At 66.4% G+C, this 14,010-nt stretch carries 18 protein-coding genes and 1 tRNA gene; 12 read left to right on the plus strand and 7 right to left on the minus strand.

Translation table 11 applies throughout. The features are described 5' to 3' along the window. From Q0C41_RS24160 to Q0C41_RS24195, 8 genes are all read left to right on the plus strand, one after another. Positions 1–633 (plus strand): hypothetical protein (locus Q0C41_RS24160; RefSeq protein WP_291988215.1); only part of this gene is annotated, 633 nt, incomplete at its 5' end. A 96-nt stretch (positions 634–729) separates the two neighbouring features. Continuing rightward, positions 730–1,575 (plus strand): hypothetical protein, encoded by an 846-nt coding sequence (locus Q0C41_RS24165; protein ID WP_291988216.1) that lies wholly within the window; start codon positions 730–732, stop codon positions 1,573–1,575. Beyond that, the gene (locus Q0C41_RS24170) at positions 1,559–1,813 is read left to right on the plus strand and encodes a hypothetical protein (protein ID WP_291988218.1); all 255 of its coding nucleotides are present in this window, start codon (positions 1,559–1,561) and stop codon (positions 1,811–1,813) included. Before Q0C41_RS24165 ends, Q0C41_RS24170 begins: the two co-directional genes overlap by 17 nt. Positions 1,814–1,994: 181 nt before the next feature. After that, positions 1,995–2,606 carry a hypothetical protein gene (locus tag Q0C41_RS24175; RefSeq protein WP_291988220.1) on the plus strand — a complete coding sequence of 204 codons (612 nt, stop codon included), beginning with the start codon at positions 1,995–1,997 and terminating at the stop codon, positions 2,604–2,606. Then, entirely contained in the window at positions 2,593–3,243 is a 651-nt protein-coding gene (locus Q0C41_RS24180; protein ID WP_291988221.1) for a hypothetical protein, read from the plus strand. Before Q0C41_RS24175 ends, Q0C41_RS24180 begins: the two co-directional genes overlap by 14 nt. Before the next feature lie 302 nt (positions 3,244–3,545). Next, positions 3,546–3,779, plus strand: coding sequence for a hypothetical protein (locus Q0C41_RS24185; RefSeq protein WP_291988223.1), 234 nt, complete (start codon positions 3,546–3,548; stop codon positions 3,777–3,779). Then, the gene (locus Q0C41_RS24190; RefSeq protein WP_291988225.1) at positions 3,769–4,395 is read left to right on the plus strand and encodes a hypothetical protein; all 627 of its coding nucleotides are present in this window, start codon (positions 3,769–3,771) and stop codon (positions 4,393–4,395) included. The genes Q0C41_RS24185 and Q0C41_RS24190 overlap by 11 nt, the downstream gene beginning before the upstream one ends. 216 nt (positions 4,396–4,611) lie before the next feature. Further along, complete coding sequence (locus Q0C41_RS24195) at positions 4,612–5,394, plus strand: hypothetical protein (RefSeq protein ID WP_291988227.1); 783 nt, start codon at positions 4,612–4,614, stop codon at positions 5,392–5,394. 91 nt (positions 5,395–5,485) lie between these two features. Here the strand turns inward: Q0C41_RS24195 and Q0C41_RS24200 are convergent, their stop codons facing one another. The 3 genes from Q0C41_RS24200 to Q0C41_RS24210 all read right to left on the minus strand — a co-directional run bounded on the left by Q0C41_RS24200 (position 5,486) and on the right by Q0C41_RS24210 (position 8,270). Further along, positions 5,486–6,055, minus strand: coding sequence for an NYN domain-containing protein (locus tag Q0C41_RS24200; protein WP_291988229.1), 570 nt, complete (start codon positions 6,053–6,055; stop codon positions 5,486–5,488). 103 nt (positions 6,056–6,158) lie between these two features. Further along, on the minus strand, positions 6,159–7,664 hold the full coding sequence (locus Q0C41_RS24205; RefSeq protein ID WP_291988231.1) for a hypothetical protein: 1,506 nt from the start codon (positions 7,662–7,664) through the stop codon (positions 6,159–6,161). Between the two features lie 405 nt (positions 7,665–8,069). After that, positions 8,070–8,270: a hypothetical protein gene (locus tag Q0C41_RS24210; protein WP_291988233.1), complete on the minus strand. Its 201-nt coding sequence runs from the start codon at positions 8,268–8,270 to the stop codon at positions 8,070–8,072. A 544-nt stretch (positions 8,271–8,814) separates the two neighbouring features. On the opposite strand from Q0C41_RS24210, the gene Q0C41_RS24215 reads away from it, so the two are divergent. The 4 genes from Q0C41_RS24215 to Q0C41_RS24230 all read left to right on the plus strand — a co-directional run bounded on the left by Q0C41_RS24215 (position 8,815) and on the right by Q0C41_RS24230 (position 12,375). Next, on the plus strand, positions 8,815–9,297 hold the full coding sequence (locus tag Q0C41_RS24215) for a hypothetical protein (RefSeq protein WP_291988235.1): 483 nt from the start codon (positions 8,815–8,817) through the stop codon (positions 9,295–9,297). A 58-nt stretch (positions 9,298–9,355) separates the two neighbouring features. Further along, positions 9,356–10,060, plus strand: coding sequence for a recombinase family protein (locus Q0C41_RS24220; protein WP_291988236.1), 705 nt, complete (start codon positions 9,356–9,358; stop codon positions 10,058–10,060). A 495-nt stretch (positions 10,061–10,555) separates the two neighbouring features. Next, positions 10,556–10,750, plus strand: a complete 195-nt coding sequence (locus tag Q0C41_RS24225; protein ID WP_291988238.1) for a hypothetical protein — start codon at positions 10,556–10,558, stop codon at positions 10,748–10,750. Between the two features lie 2 nt (positions 10,751–10,752). Then, positions 10,753–12,375, plus strand: a complete 1,623-nt coding sequence (locus Q0C41_RS24230; protein ID WP_291988246.1) for a recombinase family protein — start codon at positions 10,753–10,755, stop codon at positions 12,373–12,375. Here the strand turns inward: Q0C41_RS24230 and Q0C41_RS24235 are convergent. The 4 genes from Q0C41_RS24235 to Q0C41_RS24250 all read right to left on the minus strand — a co-directional run. Further along, positions 12,354–12,430: transfer RNA gene (locus Q0C41_RS24235), tRNA-Met, on the minus strand. The genes Q0C41_RS24230 and Q0C41_RS24235 overlap by 22 nt on opposite strands. Positions 12,431–12,474: 44 nt before the next feature. After that, positions 12,475–12,909, minus strand: coding sequence for a hypothetical protein (locus Q0C41_RS24240; protein WP_291988240.1), 435 nt, complete (start codon positions 12,907–12,909; stop codon positions 12,475–12,477). Then, entirely contained in the window at positions 12,906–13,652 is a 747-nt protein-coding gene (locus tag Q0C41_RS24245) for a DUF2064 domain-containing protein (protein WP_291988242.1), read from the minus strand. The genes Q0C41_RS24240 and Q0C41_RS24245 overlap by 4 nt, the downstream gene beginning before the upstream one ends. Continuing rightward, the coding region (locus Q0C41_RS24250; protein WP_291988244.1) for a ferric reductase-like transmembrane domain-containing protein at positions 13,649–14,010 on the minus strand (362 nt) is incomplete at its 5' end. The genes Q0C41_RS24245 and Q0C41_RS24250, both read right to left, overlap by 4 nt.

The raw sequence follows: 14,010 nt of genomic DNA on the forward strand, positions 1-14,010 counted from the left end.
GCCCGCAGCCGTCGTTCCTTCGTCTCCGCGCTCTCCTGGCTCGCCGGCCTCGCCGCGCTGCCGGCCGGGCGCGCCGAGGCCGCGCAGGCCGCGGCCCGGAGCGGCGTCGATCTCTCGTGGATCGATGAGCTGAAGGGCCGCCACATGCTCGTGTTCGACATGGCCGATTCCGACCCGGCGGCGCAGCCGCCGCCGCTGCGCCTGCCGCGCAACTACATGGACGGCTTCCGCGACGTCTACCAGCGCGCGCACCCGGAGGTGCGGACGATCGTCGGCATCTCGGGCCGCGCCTTCGCCATCAACGCGTCCGACCGGTTGTGGAAGACCTACGCGCTCGGCGAGCGCTCGAAGATCGTGGATCCGGCGACGAAGCAGCCGGCCGAGCGCAACCTCTATCTCGACGAGCCGACGATGGGCGTGAAGGCGCTGCAGGCGCGCGGCACGATCTTCTGGCAGTGCGGCATCGCCCTCGACAGCATTGCGGCCCAGCTCGCCACGGCCCGGAAGCTCCCGGTGGCCGAGGTGCGGGCCGACCTCGTGGCCGGCCTCAATCCCGGCGTGCGCATCGTGCCGTCGCACGTGATGGGGCTCGGGCTCGTGCAGGAAAAGGGCGCCGGCTACGCCAAGATCTGAGGCGGGAGAGCCGTACATGGCGAGGGCCGCACGGCGTGCGGCCCTCATTGGTTGCGGGGGCGGTTACGTGCCATTGGCGACGTGTGAGGTCGCGGCATGACGCCCACCACCCTACCACGCTCGCTCGCCGAGTTCATCGCCGAACGGCTCCCGCTGTTCAGCGAGCCGCCTGACGCCGGCTGGTATTTCGACGCGGCGCAGATCTACGGCACGACGCCTGAGCAGGTCGAGCGGGCGTTCCGTGCGAAGTGGACTGGTGCCTCGGCTCAGCAAACACGGCCCGAGGTTCCCCCGGTCGTGGCGGCCGAACACCCCTTCGATCGCGTCCTGAGTGCCCTGCGAGCGCGCGGCTGCCGGATTCAGACGAAGCACGACCAGCGCGGACGCGAGGCGAAGCGCGCCACCTGCCCGGCCCATGACGACCGCAATCCGAGTCTGGTCATCACCGCGGACGGGCCGAACGTCCTGCTGCACTGCTTCGGTGGATGCCCCACCGCTCGCATCGTCGCCGCGCTCGGGTTGAAGCTCGCCGACCTGTTCTCGGGGCCACCGCCGGTGCCGGGCCATCGCCGTCGCCGGACCCAGGTCGTCAAGCCTGCGGCAGCGCCGGTCCTCTCGCCCGAGGAGCGTTTGGCCCGCAAGCGAGCCCTGACGGCCGCCCGGACGAGGCGGTGGCGGGAGCGCACCGTCGAGCCGGTGACGCACCCGAACATACGGAGCGTCACGGTGACGCATGTGACGCTCGGTGACGCACCGAACGTTCTTCCAGTTACATCACAAGGTGAATCTCTCTCAGTCTCTGATGACTTAGAACCCCTGTCAGTGACGAGGGAGGACGACCCTCTGGTGATGGAGATCTCCACTTCCGGGGAGATCTCGTTCGAGGTGGATATCTACCCAGGCGGCGATGACGACGGAGGCAGCGATGACGCACGAGCGTGACGAGGCGGCGGAGGTCGCGATTGCCGGCGCGGGACTGGTCCGGTGGCGGGTCGTGACGTGGCTGCGGGCGGCCGAACGGTTCGGCGTGACATTCCGCGTCGTCGGCAACCGCCTGGAATACGACCTTGGGCAGTTCGCCTGCATCGACGGCTTGCCGGCACCGGCCCGGGCGTTCCTGGCCGAGCATGCCGACGAACTGCGGCGCGTGGTGCTGGCGACCCCGTCGAGGGTTATGTGACAGGGCTCTACGCGCGGGCACGCGCCCTCCCGGGTAACCGAGATGGCCAACTTGCCCGAGGGTAAGTGTGACCGTGAGGGACGACGTGAGCGAACAGACGAGGCCCGGTTCAGGGAGTTCTACCGCCGGCGGTAGCGGCTGGCTCGGACGGGTGCGGAATCTCTTCCGACGAGAGGCGACCATGAACGACACGCAATGGCAAGACCCGGCGCTGGCCAGGGACCGGGAGGACGTGCAGAAGCACGAACGGCTGATTGCCGAGCAGGAAGCCAAGTGGGCTCGGCTCGAGGCGCGGTTCGACTTCGTTGCAGACCAGGAACGGGAGGCGACTCGCGCCGTGCTGCCCGGCCTTTACGCGCGGCGGGATGCTCGGCTGCGCCGGGTCGCGGCCGGCGAGGAGCGCGAACGCATCGTCAACGCGCTCATGCCGGTGTATGCCACCAAGCTGAGCGCGCTGGAACGGCGGTTCGAGCAGATGGCGACGAGCGCGGACGCTCCCGACGATGACGAGTTCGTCGAACTGTGCCAAGCCAATTTGGAAGTCGAACGCCTGCGGTTGGTCTTGTTCGAGGCGACCCAAGCCGAGGACTTCCGCCGTGGCTTCGACGCGCCGCGTGCGCTCAGGTCCCACTGGGAGGATGTTCACCGGGCTCGTGAACGGGCCTTCCATCTTGTCGGACCCGGCAACAAGCCGCGGCTCGGCGAACCTGAATGGCTCCAGCAGGCACGTCGCCTGACAGAGCTTCGAGCGGCCACCACGGCGAGCAAGGAGCAGGCCCATGCCGTCCGCTGAGAAGGCCCGCTTGGGCCAATACATCACCGCTGACCCGGCTGCGCATCCCGACTTGACCGACGCACGGCTCCAGATTGTCGAGGTGCTCGGCGATGGCGACGACACCATGTATGCCGTCCGCGGCGATGCGGGCCTCGTGACGGGGCTCGGCGGTCGGCTGGTTCGGTATGTCCGCGCCGACGAAGCGCTGCCGGCTCCTGCCGTGCCAGGCGAGCGTCCGCGCGTCATTGACGTGAAAAAGGAGACCGTTGACATGAGCGCGACGCAGAACATCATCAACCTTGCGAATCAGCTTGGCGGAAGGCGCGAGGACTACATCGAAGCCGGGTGGCGGCTTCAGGCCGACGTGACGGCCTACCAGGAGCAGTTCCGGTCGCCGTCGTCTGAGCCGGCGGCGCTGTCCTCGCGGTCGAGTGAGCACGAGGTGCGGGCGGAACTCGAACGGGTGAAGCGCGAGCGAGGTTGCACGTATACCGAGGCCGGCGAAGTGATCCTCGCCAACGCCGGCGCGGCCAGATTCACGGAGCGCGTCGTCCAGTTGCGTCGGGGCGGTCTGGATGACCTGTCGGCGCTTCGACGCGCCAGCCAGGAAGACCCCGCCGGGGCCGAGCACTACCGAGTGGCCGGGTTGCTGTAGGCCCAGGTCGAGTTTCACCCGGGCGAGACGATGTCAACGTCGGGGGACCGCGCCTTGACGGAGGTCGCAGTCTTCGGGGGGGCCGGTGGAGCGACCGCCCTACCTCCGCCCGGGTGGAAGTAGTTTCCCGCCGGGTTCCAACTGTCGCCGGACCTGTGCCTCGGCAATGGTTGGGGGCAGCCCGGCGGGAACACCTTCTGCCGGGCGGACGAATCGTCGGAGGTTCGGATCACGAAAGGGAACTCCTCAGCAGCCCGAACGCTCGGTGCTCACGCACTTCCGCCCGGCGAAGGATCACACCCATGACGATTGACCGCGACGCCCTGCTGCGAGACATCACCCAAGCCCTGATGCGGTCCCCGCGTGACGGCCAGATCGACGTCCTCCGGCTCGCCATTGCCGCCATCGCGCAGTGCGTCGTCAACTACCCGGACTGGATACCGAGCTTGCCGCCAGAAGACCAGCACCTCGTCTTGAAGGTGCTGGAAGTCGGCACGCTCCTCGGCCAGGGCACGGAGGGGGCCGTTGTTCACTGACGCCCCGAAGGCATGGGAGCCCGGGAGCTTCAGCAGCCACCAACGGTTCCACGCCTTCGCCCACATCCGTGACCTGCCGCAGACCGAGCGCAGCATCCGCGCGGCCTACAACCAGCATCGGACGCGCTGCCTGGGCAAGAGCGGCGAACGCGGGGCAAGCGGGCGGTGGGAACTGTGGTCCCGCGAGGACAACTGGGCGCGGCGTTTGGAACTGTGGGACGCCGACGTAGACCGCCAGCGCCGCGAGAAGTTCCTGAAGACGCAACTCTATGCCGTCGAACGGCACCAGCGGCTGACGGCCGCGTCGCTGAACGTCGCGACCGTGCCGATTCGGGCGGTGCTGAACCGGCTGAGCGATCCCGCCTTCCTGGCGTCGGTCGAGTCCGTGCCGGCGTGGTCGCTGCTACGCGACTCGCTGCGTGCCGTCCAGATTCTTCCGGCGCTCATCAACGCAGAGCGGCAGGCGCTCGGGCTGTCGCAGATGGAGGTCGCCGTGGAGGACCGGCGCGAGCACGCTTGGGCCGACCGTATTGCCACCGACCCGCAGGCGACGCATCTTGCCGTCGAACTTCTGCACACGCTTGCCACCATTCCGGCCAAAGACTCGGCCACATAGGGGTCTTCGACGGTCGCCTTCACGAGACTGCACTCGGCCTGTGGTATGGTGAATTTCTCCTTGAGCCAGGCCCGATGATGGGCCGGCAGCCTCTGTCGGCAGTCCGCAACTGCTGACGCCGGAATCAATCCGGCGGGCCTTCCTTCCGACCACGCCCCGACGATGGGGACGTCAGCCTCATTCACCACGGATGTTGCGGGTCCGGCGGAGGCGACGATGGCGACGACGGCTACCCTTCAAGTGCATCCCGCAGCAGAGGTGTTTCCGCTGCTGCCGGAACCCGAACTCACGGAACTGGTAAAGGACATCGCCCATCACGGGCTCAAGGAGAAGATCACCCTGTGGCGTGGCGGTGACGAACCGACGGCACCCCTGTATCTACTCGACGGCCGAAACCGGCTGGAGGCGCTGAGGCGTTCGGGCCGGCTTGACCTTGATGGCCTTGAGCCTATGGACGAGTATGCCGTCGTGCTCGGGCCTGGCGAGGTGCGTGACCCTGCGGCCTTCGTCATCTCGAAGAACATCAGGCGACGACACCTCACGAAGGAGCAACGGGCCGCCCTGATCCTGAAGGTGGTCGAGGCGACCATCACCGAACGTGCCAAGGTGGCACGCCCGGTGCGGCGCGACGAACGCGGGCGCGTTCAGGGCTCGGCCAAAGATCCGGTGCTCGCTGCCGCAGTCGAAGAAGGTAGGAAGCACGACATCAGCAAGCGGACGATCCAGCGGGTCCGCGCGAAGGCGACGACGGCAACGACGCCCGAGCGAGAAATCACCGTGGTGGCCCCGCAGATCGTGAACGGACCGACGCGGGTCTTGAAGGTGGTCGCTGCCTCCGAACCGCCGGTTCAGGAGGACGTGCGGACGGAACTGCGGCGATTGCTGGAGGAAGGCCGGCGGCGGATGAAGACCCTGAGCAAGGCTCCAGTCGGCCCTCTTCATGCCGAGTTCATCGCGTGGATGCGGGCTGAACTTGACCGGATCGCCGGGGCACAGTGACGCTTCGGGGTCGCGCCCACGCGCCCACGCACGTGGGCGCGCCCCACGCGCGTCGAGATGCAAGGCGGTATTTCGGGTGGGTGTGAGGTTGTCAGCGGGCGACCCTTGACAACCACGGCTCCTGGTCGATTTCGATCACCTTGCCGAACGACATCAACTCGCCAGAGATGGTCTTCTTCTCCAGCGACCCCACGATGTGGAGATCGATGTTCTCACCTTCAACCAGGGCCTGGACTGGCTCGTGAAAGTCCCCGTCGCCAGCGAAGAGCACGAGCTTCGTCCATTTCCTCCTGTAGAAGGAACGAACCAAGTGGAACGCTAGCCCGACGTCCACTCCCTTTTGCGACACCAACTCGAACTGGAGGTCTGGGATCGTCGGATGCATCACGGGATCGCCGCCGTAGCGCTTTGGCCACGACAGTTTCTTCTTTGAAAGCCAGTAGACCTTGACCCGAAAGCCGGGGCCCTTGGGCGGGGGAACCGTCAGGAAGTGATTGAACTTGGTCGCCTTCGGTGGATCGTCGTCCGCGTTGAAGTAATACGCCTCGTCAATTTGGTCCCCCAGGTGCGTCTCGATTTCGGCCCGGAACTTCGTGAAGTCGATCGCGCCCGGATAGACGTTGTATGCGTAAGAACCATCAATGAACAGGCCGATGCTCATGTCGATCTCCCTCGGGTCTGGGGCGGATGTCGAAGCAGCCGTCCGGCTTGTCAAGCGGATGCGCCGCCGGCTTGGCCAGCGGCGCACCCGGTTGGTTGGCTGCCTAGTTCTCGGCGAACCCGGTGATCTGAGAGGCGGTGTCGCGCCACTCCAGTTCGCTGGTCACGCCGTTGAAGAAGCGCAGGAACGTGTCGTAGACGAGACGCCGGATGGACTTGCCGCGCGAACTGGTAATCGATGCCAGAGCCGCCTGGTATTCCTCCAGATTGAGCGGGTCGTCGGATGCGGGCTTCTTCAGCTTGGCCACGAGCTTGTCGAGCGCGCCGTCGAGCATCTTCTGGTTGCCGCGGTTCCGGGTGTAGCCGCACGCCGCCATGAAGCTGATGAAGAACGTGCCGCCACCTGAGAGGATGAACCGCCGACTCGGGTCGTCCGCGTAGAGTTGCATGATCAGCGGGTGAATCTCGGTCGTCACCCGCGTCAGCGTGTCCACGACGTCGCTGATGTCGCCGACGTTCTCCAGGAACGCCGGGTCCTCGAGGAACGTCTCAGCTTCCTCGCTTGCCGCCACCTGGGCGTTGTTGGTGATGAACGCCTTGGTCGCCAACACGAGTTCCATGGCCGCGAACTGGTCCTTGGGCCGCGCCATGCCCGGCAGCTTGTTCCGCTCGTGCCAGACTTTGATGCGGGCCTTCTGTTCGAGCTCGTCGATCAGCGGCTTCTGCATGATCTCCAGTTGCATCGGCAGCGACATCCGGCGCTGACCGGTATTGAACGTCACCATGTAGTGCAGCAACCCGTCCAGTCCGATGCGGTAGAAAATCTCGTAGCGGACGGTGCGCTCCAGGAGCGCGGCGGTCGCCGTCTTCGCGTCTCCCAGGGCCTCGACCTGTTCGCGGAAGTATTCCCACGCATCCTTGGGAATGATGCCGTCGCGCACCAGCGCCTCGCGACGCCACACGAGCAGAATCGCGATGCAGTAGCAGTAGAGCCGCTGCAACCCGTCGATGACCGAGAACTCCAGCCCCGGCTGACTCAGTTCCTCGACGCGGCGGTCGCTCGTGATCGGGCCGAGCGCCGCAACCTTGGCCTCGGGCATGATCGCGCCCTCGATGAAGTCGCGAATGAGACGCCGGTAGATCGAGTCCGTCACGTGGTCGAAGGGCGGGCGCTGCTGGTAGTTGTCCGCGATGCCAACGCGCTGGATGTAGGTCCCGAGCGGCTCCTCGACGTGCGCGATCCGCCCACCAGTGCGCGGGTCCTCCAACGCCGTGGCCACGGTCTGGATCGCGCCTGCCGGCTTCATGTAGGAACCGAACCCGTCGTCGAGCAGTCCCTGGTGGAGCCCCGTGATTGCCGCCCTCAGGCGTTCGATCCGCTCGGGCCGGGTCGGCTGCTTGGTAGTCTTCGGCCGTCGTCCCCGCATCGTCGTGTCCTCCTCGATTTCCGCAAATTGCGCCGCCATCTCTACCGGCAGCGTCTCCAGCAAGTCGCGCTTCGCCTGTTCAGGGGAGACGCCCTTGGCCTTGGCCAGCGACCTCACCAGCTTTCGAAACGCCTTCTTCTGCTCCGCCTTCGTCAACTCCGGTCCCGTCTGCTCTGCGTTCATGACTATCTCCAATGCGGTCGCTGGCTTTGGGTTGAGTCGAGGACGGACAGCGCGCTACAATGGCGGTTGACTAGACCGGCGCGACTATCGCGTCCACGGAAGCCCGCCCCGCCAGCGACCCTGGTTGAGCGGGCTTTCGTGTTTCAGAGCCTCTCACGTAATTGGCTCCAATGTCAAGAGCCAATTTACAAAGAGAGCCAATTCGTCTCTTCATCAGACCACCATCCGGCAAACATCAGAAACTGAAGGGGTTCCACGCTCTGGAAAGGGCCTGTGGGAGCGACAGGGCCTCTGAGGGTTTGAGCGTGCCCGGGCGTGGGTGAGTGTGGGCGTGGGCCATTCGGAGGCGCAGAGGGGCTGCGAGGGGCCGCGAAGGGGCTTTCTGGGGGTCGTGCGTGAGCGTGTTCAGTCCGAGTCGGCCTCGTCAGCCCCGCGTAGTGTCGTCGGGATCTGCACCGTCTCTGCATACCGATGAATCAGAAGGGCGACGGTGTCGGCGCGCGTGAGCACCAACCGTTCCGCGGCGTCATCGAGCAAGCGCCAGTGGCGCGGCGTCAGGGTGACCGTGAGCGGCTTGCCGCGCACCTTGCCGCGAAAGAGGGACACCCTGCCAGTCTGCGTCTTCGCCATAAGTTGAGAGTATCAAACTGCCGCGAGTGATCGCAATTCATCGCTACTTACATCATCAATGAGCCTTGACTTCCGGTCAAGTTGATAGTATCATTAATGAGGGCAGGTCTGCTCATTTCGAGACTGGCCCCGCATAGTGATCCCCGCTCGTAACGAGCGGCTGCCGGAGGACAACGATGAAGAAGAAGCAGCCCCCGAAAAAGGCCGCACGGCCCCCGCGACCGAAGCCGACGCCGCCAACCCCTGAACCCCCCCCCCCCCCGACGCCAGTCGCCAGCCCACCACCAGCACTGCCGCCCCCAACACCACCCGCACCGCCTCGACGCGTCGCCGGTCGATTGCACCGCGCCACGCTCACGCCGGCCGGACTGCGAGGCCGCGACCTCGTGCGGTTCCTCCGCATTCACGCGAAGAAGCCCTACGGCGCGCGGGGCGAGGAGGCAATCCGGCAACTGGCTGTCGAGGTCGCGCACTTGGCGAATCTGGAACTGAACGCTCGGTCGGGCACGGAAGGCGGGCGATGACGGAGCCCAAGGCCCCTCACCAGAACCTGCTCTTCGACTCGCTCGGCCGACGCCCGCAGCAGCGATGGATCGACGCCCACCAGCGCCGGGAAGCCGACAAGGCCGCCTGGTTTGCCCGTGCCGCACAGGAGGTCGCCGCCGACATGGCGCGCCTCGAAGACCTGCTGTTCACGCGCGCCAAGTGGAAGTTCGCACACACGATGCCGGAGAACCCGCACTCCTACACGTTGCGACGGCAATGGGCGCGGGACTGGCCTGATGGCGACCAGGATTTTCAGTGGACCGTGCAGACGATCCGCATCATCGCCGACCGCGAGAAGTTCCCGCCGTCAGGCCCCTACGCCCGCTGGTATACGGTCCTCCACCTGCGCGGCGCGAAGTTCTGGCCGATGAACTTCCCGATCAACTACCCGAACGGCCGGTGGTGCACGATCCTGATCAACCGCAAGCCGCCACATCTGCCGGAGGACCGACGATGACCTCCACGAGGATGCACGCGCCTGAGGGGCTGGGTGTGTGTCCGAGCCGGAGGCTTCGATGGCGCTGAGCAGCGGCCGAGGGGTCGCTTACGTGCGTTGCTCGACCGAGGAACAAGCCGCTTCTGGTTTGGGTGCAGAGGCGCAGCTTCAGAACATCCGCACCCTCGCAACGCGATTGAACGTCGAGATCGTTGCAGTCTACGACGACCTCGGCATCAGTGGCGGTGCGTCGGTTGAAGGTCGGCCTGGGCTGATGAGCGCGATCGATTCGCTTGGCGCTGGCGACGTGTTGCTGGCTCACAAGCGCGACCGCGTCGCTCGCGATGTTGTCATCGCCGCCTTGGTTGAGAAGCTGGTCACACGGCGAGGCGCGCGGCTCGTGACGACCGATGCGCCTGACGATGATTCACCGGCCGCTGTCCTGATGAAGCAGATTCTGGACGCGTTCGGACAATTCGAGCGAGCTTTGATTCGAGCGCGAACGAAGTCAGCGATGGCGGCGGCCAAGGCGCGCGGCCAGCGCGTGGGCCGCATCCCGTTCGGCATGGCGCTCGCCGACGACGGCCGCACGCTGGTCCCCAATCCCGACGAGCGCGCGGTGCTGGCTGAGATTCATCGCCTGCGGAATCGCGGCCTCGCGTTGTTCTCAATTGCCGCAGAACTCAACGAGCGCGGGCTGTCGAACCGGCAGGGTCGTCCCTGGCAAGCGAACTTCATCGGGCAGTTACTCTCGCGACATCCCGAAAACGGCACTCATTCATGAGAACTGATTGCTGCCTCGAACGGTCTGTGCTACCGTGTCCAACGGATCGAGGCGGGCTCGACGGCTCGCCGGTTCTCGTAACGCGCGTCAGGCTTCGAGCGTGGCGCGTAGGCCGCCCGTGCAACCACCAACCAGCGCTCTGGGCACGGCGCGTTGAATCGACTGAGCGACACGTCGATTCGGTAGCGGGGAACGAGGTCGCGACCGGCCACCAAGCGCCGACTCGCATGGAACCCGCTGCTGAACCCTCCGCCTTCCCGGTTGGAGATGACCTCCGCAGGTGTCATAGCTGCGGAGTGTCGTCGTGCGGGACGAGCCAGCCGAATCCTCTCGTCATCAGTCATTTCGCCTGCCGGATTCCCTCCACCGTGAGGTGGGAAGAATTGCGGCGTCGCGCCTTTCCAGTGCGTCGCAGGTCATTCGAGAAGCCGTCGCCCGTGAGGTGTCCCGTCACCGGCGCGGGCAGCGCCGTGTCGAGCGCGCGGAGCGTGCGTCATGAGCGCCCGCAGGCCGCGCGATGGCAGCACGCCGCCTCGTCTGCCGGGGGATGGCGACGTGCGTAACCAGCCGAGCGACTTCGGCGACCCGGAGAGCCAGCGCGTGTTCGATGCCGCTGCTGACGCCCTTGTCGAGGAACTCGCACGCCAAGCAGCCCGCGAGCATTTCGCTGCGATGAGGGAACGGCCGTGACGATGCGCGTGGCCCTCTACGCCCGTTACTCGTCGGACTTGCAGCACGACAAGAGCATCAAGGATCAACTGCGGGAGTTGCGGGAGCACGTCGCACAGCAAGACGACTGGGTCGTCGTGATCACGGAGTCCGATGCGGAGTTGACGGCAATGACCCTGAAGCAACGTCATGGCCTCGGCCGCGTTCGCCGTGAGATTCAAGCGGGAAACGTAGACATCCTGCTTACCGAAGACCCGAAGCGGCTGAGTCGGAACAGCGGCGAAGGGGGTCACCTTTTCGACGAGCTCAAATACCATGGCGTCCGCTGGATCACGCTCAGAATGGGCGAGATGGATTCGCTGACAGCGGGCATCATGGCAGCGGTTGGCCAGCACCAACTTGAGGAACTCAAGCACTACACACGCCGAGGTCAGCGTGGCAACATCGCTGATGGTCGCGCGGCCGGCGGCCTTTCGTTCGGCTACAGGCTCGACCGGTCGAAGACGCACTACGACAAGAAGCGCGGCCAGGAGGTCATCACCCGTGGCGTGCTCATCATCGACATCGAGCAGGCCGCCATCGTGGTCCGGATCTTCAAGCTCTTCGTGGCCGGCCTGTCGTCGAAGGCCATCGCCAAACTCCTCAACAGCGAGGGCATCCGAGGACCACGCGGGCGCGTGTGGAGGCCGAGCACTATCCACGGCAACGCGCAGACGGGCACGGGCATTCTGAACAACGAGCTCTACATCGGACGGCTGGTCTATGGTCGCCGCGAGTATCGGTTGAACCCGAAGACCGGGCTCCGCGGCAAGGCCGTGATGAACCCAGTATCGACCCTGACGGTGAAGGACTTGCCGCACCTGCGTATCATCGATGACGACCTCTGGGCGGCAGTGAAGGCCCGTCAGGCCGATACGAAGCGGGCACAGCGAGACGGTATCGACAAGGCGCGCCGGCCGAAGTTCCTGTTCTCGAAGTTGACCCGCTGCGCTATCTGCGATGGCGGCTTCACGACCGAGTCGAGAGATGAACTCAGGTGCGTCAACCACACTGCCGGGGCTTGCGACAACTCGCGGGTCATCAAGCGTTCCGAGGTCGAGCGCCGGGCTCTCGTGGCCCTTCAGGAGAAGTTCCTGACGCCGGACCGGCTGGAGAAGTTCAGTCGCGAATTCGTCGCCGAGGCGAACCGTATCCGGGCTGAGAGTCAGTCGAAGCTGGTCAACGCGCGGCGCGAGCTTGAAGGCATCGACCGACGGCAGATGCAGATTCTCGGCTACCTGAACGCCGGCTTCGGAGAGGTCGAATCCTGGAAGGCCGAAGTTCGGCAGAACGAACTACGCCGAGCGGAGTTGCAGGCCGTTGTCACAGCAGCATCAACCGAGCCGACACCGCCCGTGCTGCACGCGAGCATGGCCGTCATTTTCGAGAACAAGGTGCGGCAGTTGGCGGCGGCGCTCTCGCACGACGACATCGAACTGCGGGAGTCGGCCCGGTCAACGCTGCGCGGGTTCATCGACCGGATCGTCATCCCGCCGGGCGACGATCTGCTTCGGGTGGTCGGAAGGTTGGGGGAGATGCTGACAGCCGCTGGCGCGAAGGGCGCTTCAGCGGCTGTCGGTAATGTTGGTTGCGGGGGCGGGATTTGAACCCGCGACCTTTGGGTTATGAGCCCAACGAGCTACCGGACTGCTCCACCCCGCGACAGAAGGAGTTGAGTATAGCACAGGCGCCCGCGGCGCCAAGCGCTACTCTTCGATGACGAAGGCCGCCATACCGGATTTGGCGATTTCCCGGTCGTTCTGCAGGGCCGACACCGACCAGAAGTAGGTGCCGTAGTCGAGGTACAGCTCCTTCGGCATGGCCACCTGCGGAGTAGCGATGTCGTCCTTGCGCCACATCAGCCGGTCGGTGTCGTTCCAGAGGCCGATGGCGTAGCAGTCCGCACCCTGAATGGGGCTCCAGCGGAACTCGGTGGGCGCCGGGCCCACGAAGTCGCGCTTCGGCACCTCGTGCTGGATGACACGCATCTCGAGCGCCGGTGCCGTCTGCGTCGCGGCGGACGACGCATCGCTGCCGGCATCCGACGGTGACGCGCACGCACTCGCGCCGAGCGCCGCGATGAGCAGCACCGCGCCCGCCAGCCGCGGCCGGGCCTCTGTGCGAAGACGGTCCGAAGTCATACCCTGTGATTGTACGGCGGGATCCGCGCCGCCACGGCGCGCGTCCGAGGCGCCCCGCCGCCGGGTCGTGCACACAGGGCGTCGAGATCGGTCGGCGCATCGAGATCCGGCCACGCCTGCACGGCCGCCACGTCGCACCCGGCCGCGGCGAGCCGCGACGTCACGTCCGCGAGCACGGACGGCCGGCTCCATGTCACGTCACGGAAGCCGTCGGCGAGCGCGGCGACGTCGGTGGCGGCCACGAGATAGAAGCCGCCGTCTGCCGCCGGTCCGAAGACCACGCGTGAGCCGGGCGGCCGCGAGACGAGCGCCGCACGCGCGTCCGTGACCGCGTCGGCCGGCAGGTCCGGGATGTCCGAGCCGACGAGCACCGCCACGTCGTGTCCGGCGGCAAGGGTGTCGCCCAGCGCGGCGATCATCCGCGCGCCGAGATCGTCGCCACGCTGCGGATGCCAGTGCACACGAGCGGCACTCGCGGCGAACGCGGTGTCTTCGGCGAGCCAGACGGCCGTGCGCGCCACGTCCTCGGCCGGCGTGACATGCACGTGCAGCGGCCAGCCAGGCGCGAGCGCGGCCGCGATCGTGTCGCGCAGGATCGCGCCGCGCAGGTCCGCGGCGGCGGCGGCGTCGAGGCCGGCCGTGAGGCGGGTCTTCCCCGCCGCGAACGGACTGCGCGCCAGCATCACGACGGCCGGACGCGCGCCGGCCACGCGCGGCACGGTGTCGTGCGGCGCCGGGCTCACGCCTGCGGCGCGACGCGTGCGGCGGCCGGCGCCACGGTGCGCTTCTTCGCCGCCGCCTTCCACACCCGCGCGGCGAGCAGCAGGCCCACGATGGCGAAGTAGTAGATCGGATTGGTCGTGTCGAGCTTGACCTTCCAGAAGTAGTGCAGCGCGCCGCCGATCGCCGAGACGTAGACCAGGCGGTGCAGCAGGTTCCAGTTGCGGCCGCCGAGGCGGCGGATCCACCCGGTGGTCGAGGTAATCGCGAGCGGGATCATCAGCACGAAGGCCGTGAACCCGGCGGTGATGTAGGGCCGCTTGACCACGTCCTCCCACACGCCGTCGAAGACGAGCGAGTGGTCGAGCACGAAGTAGGTCA

This window comes from Luteitalea sp. (assembly GCF_022842525.1).
In the GTDB taxonomy this organism is placed as follows: domain Bacteria; phylum Acidobacteriota; class Vicinamibacteria; order Vicinamibacterales; family Vicinamibacteraceae; genus Luteitalea.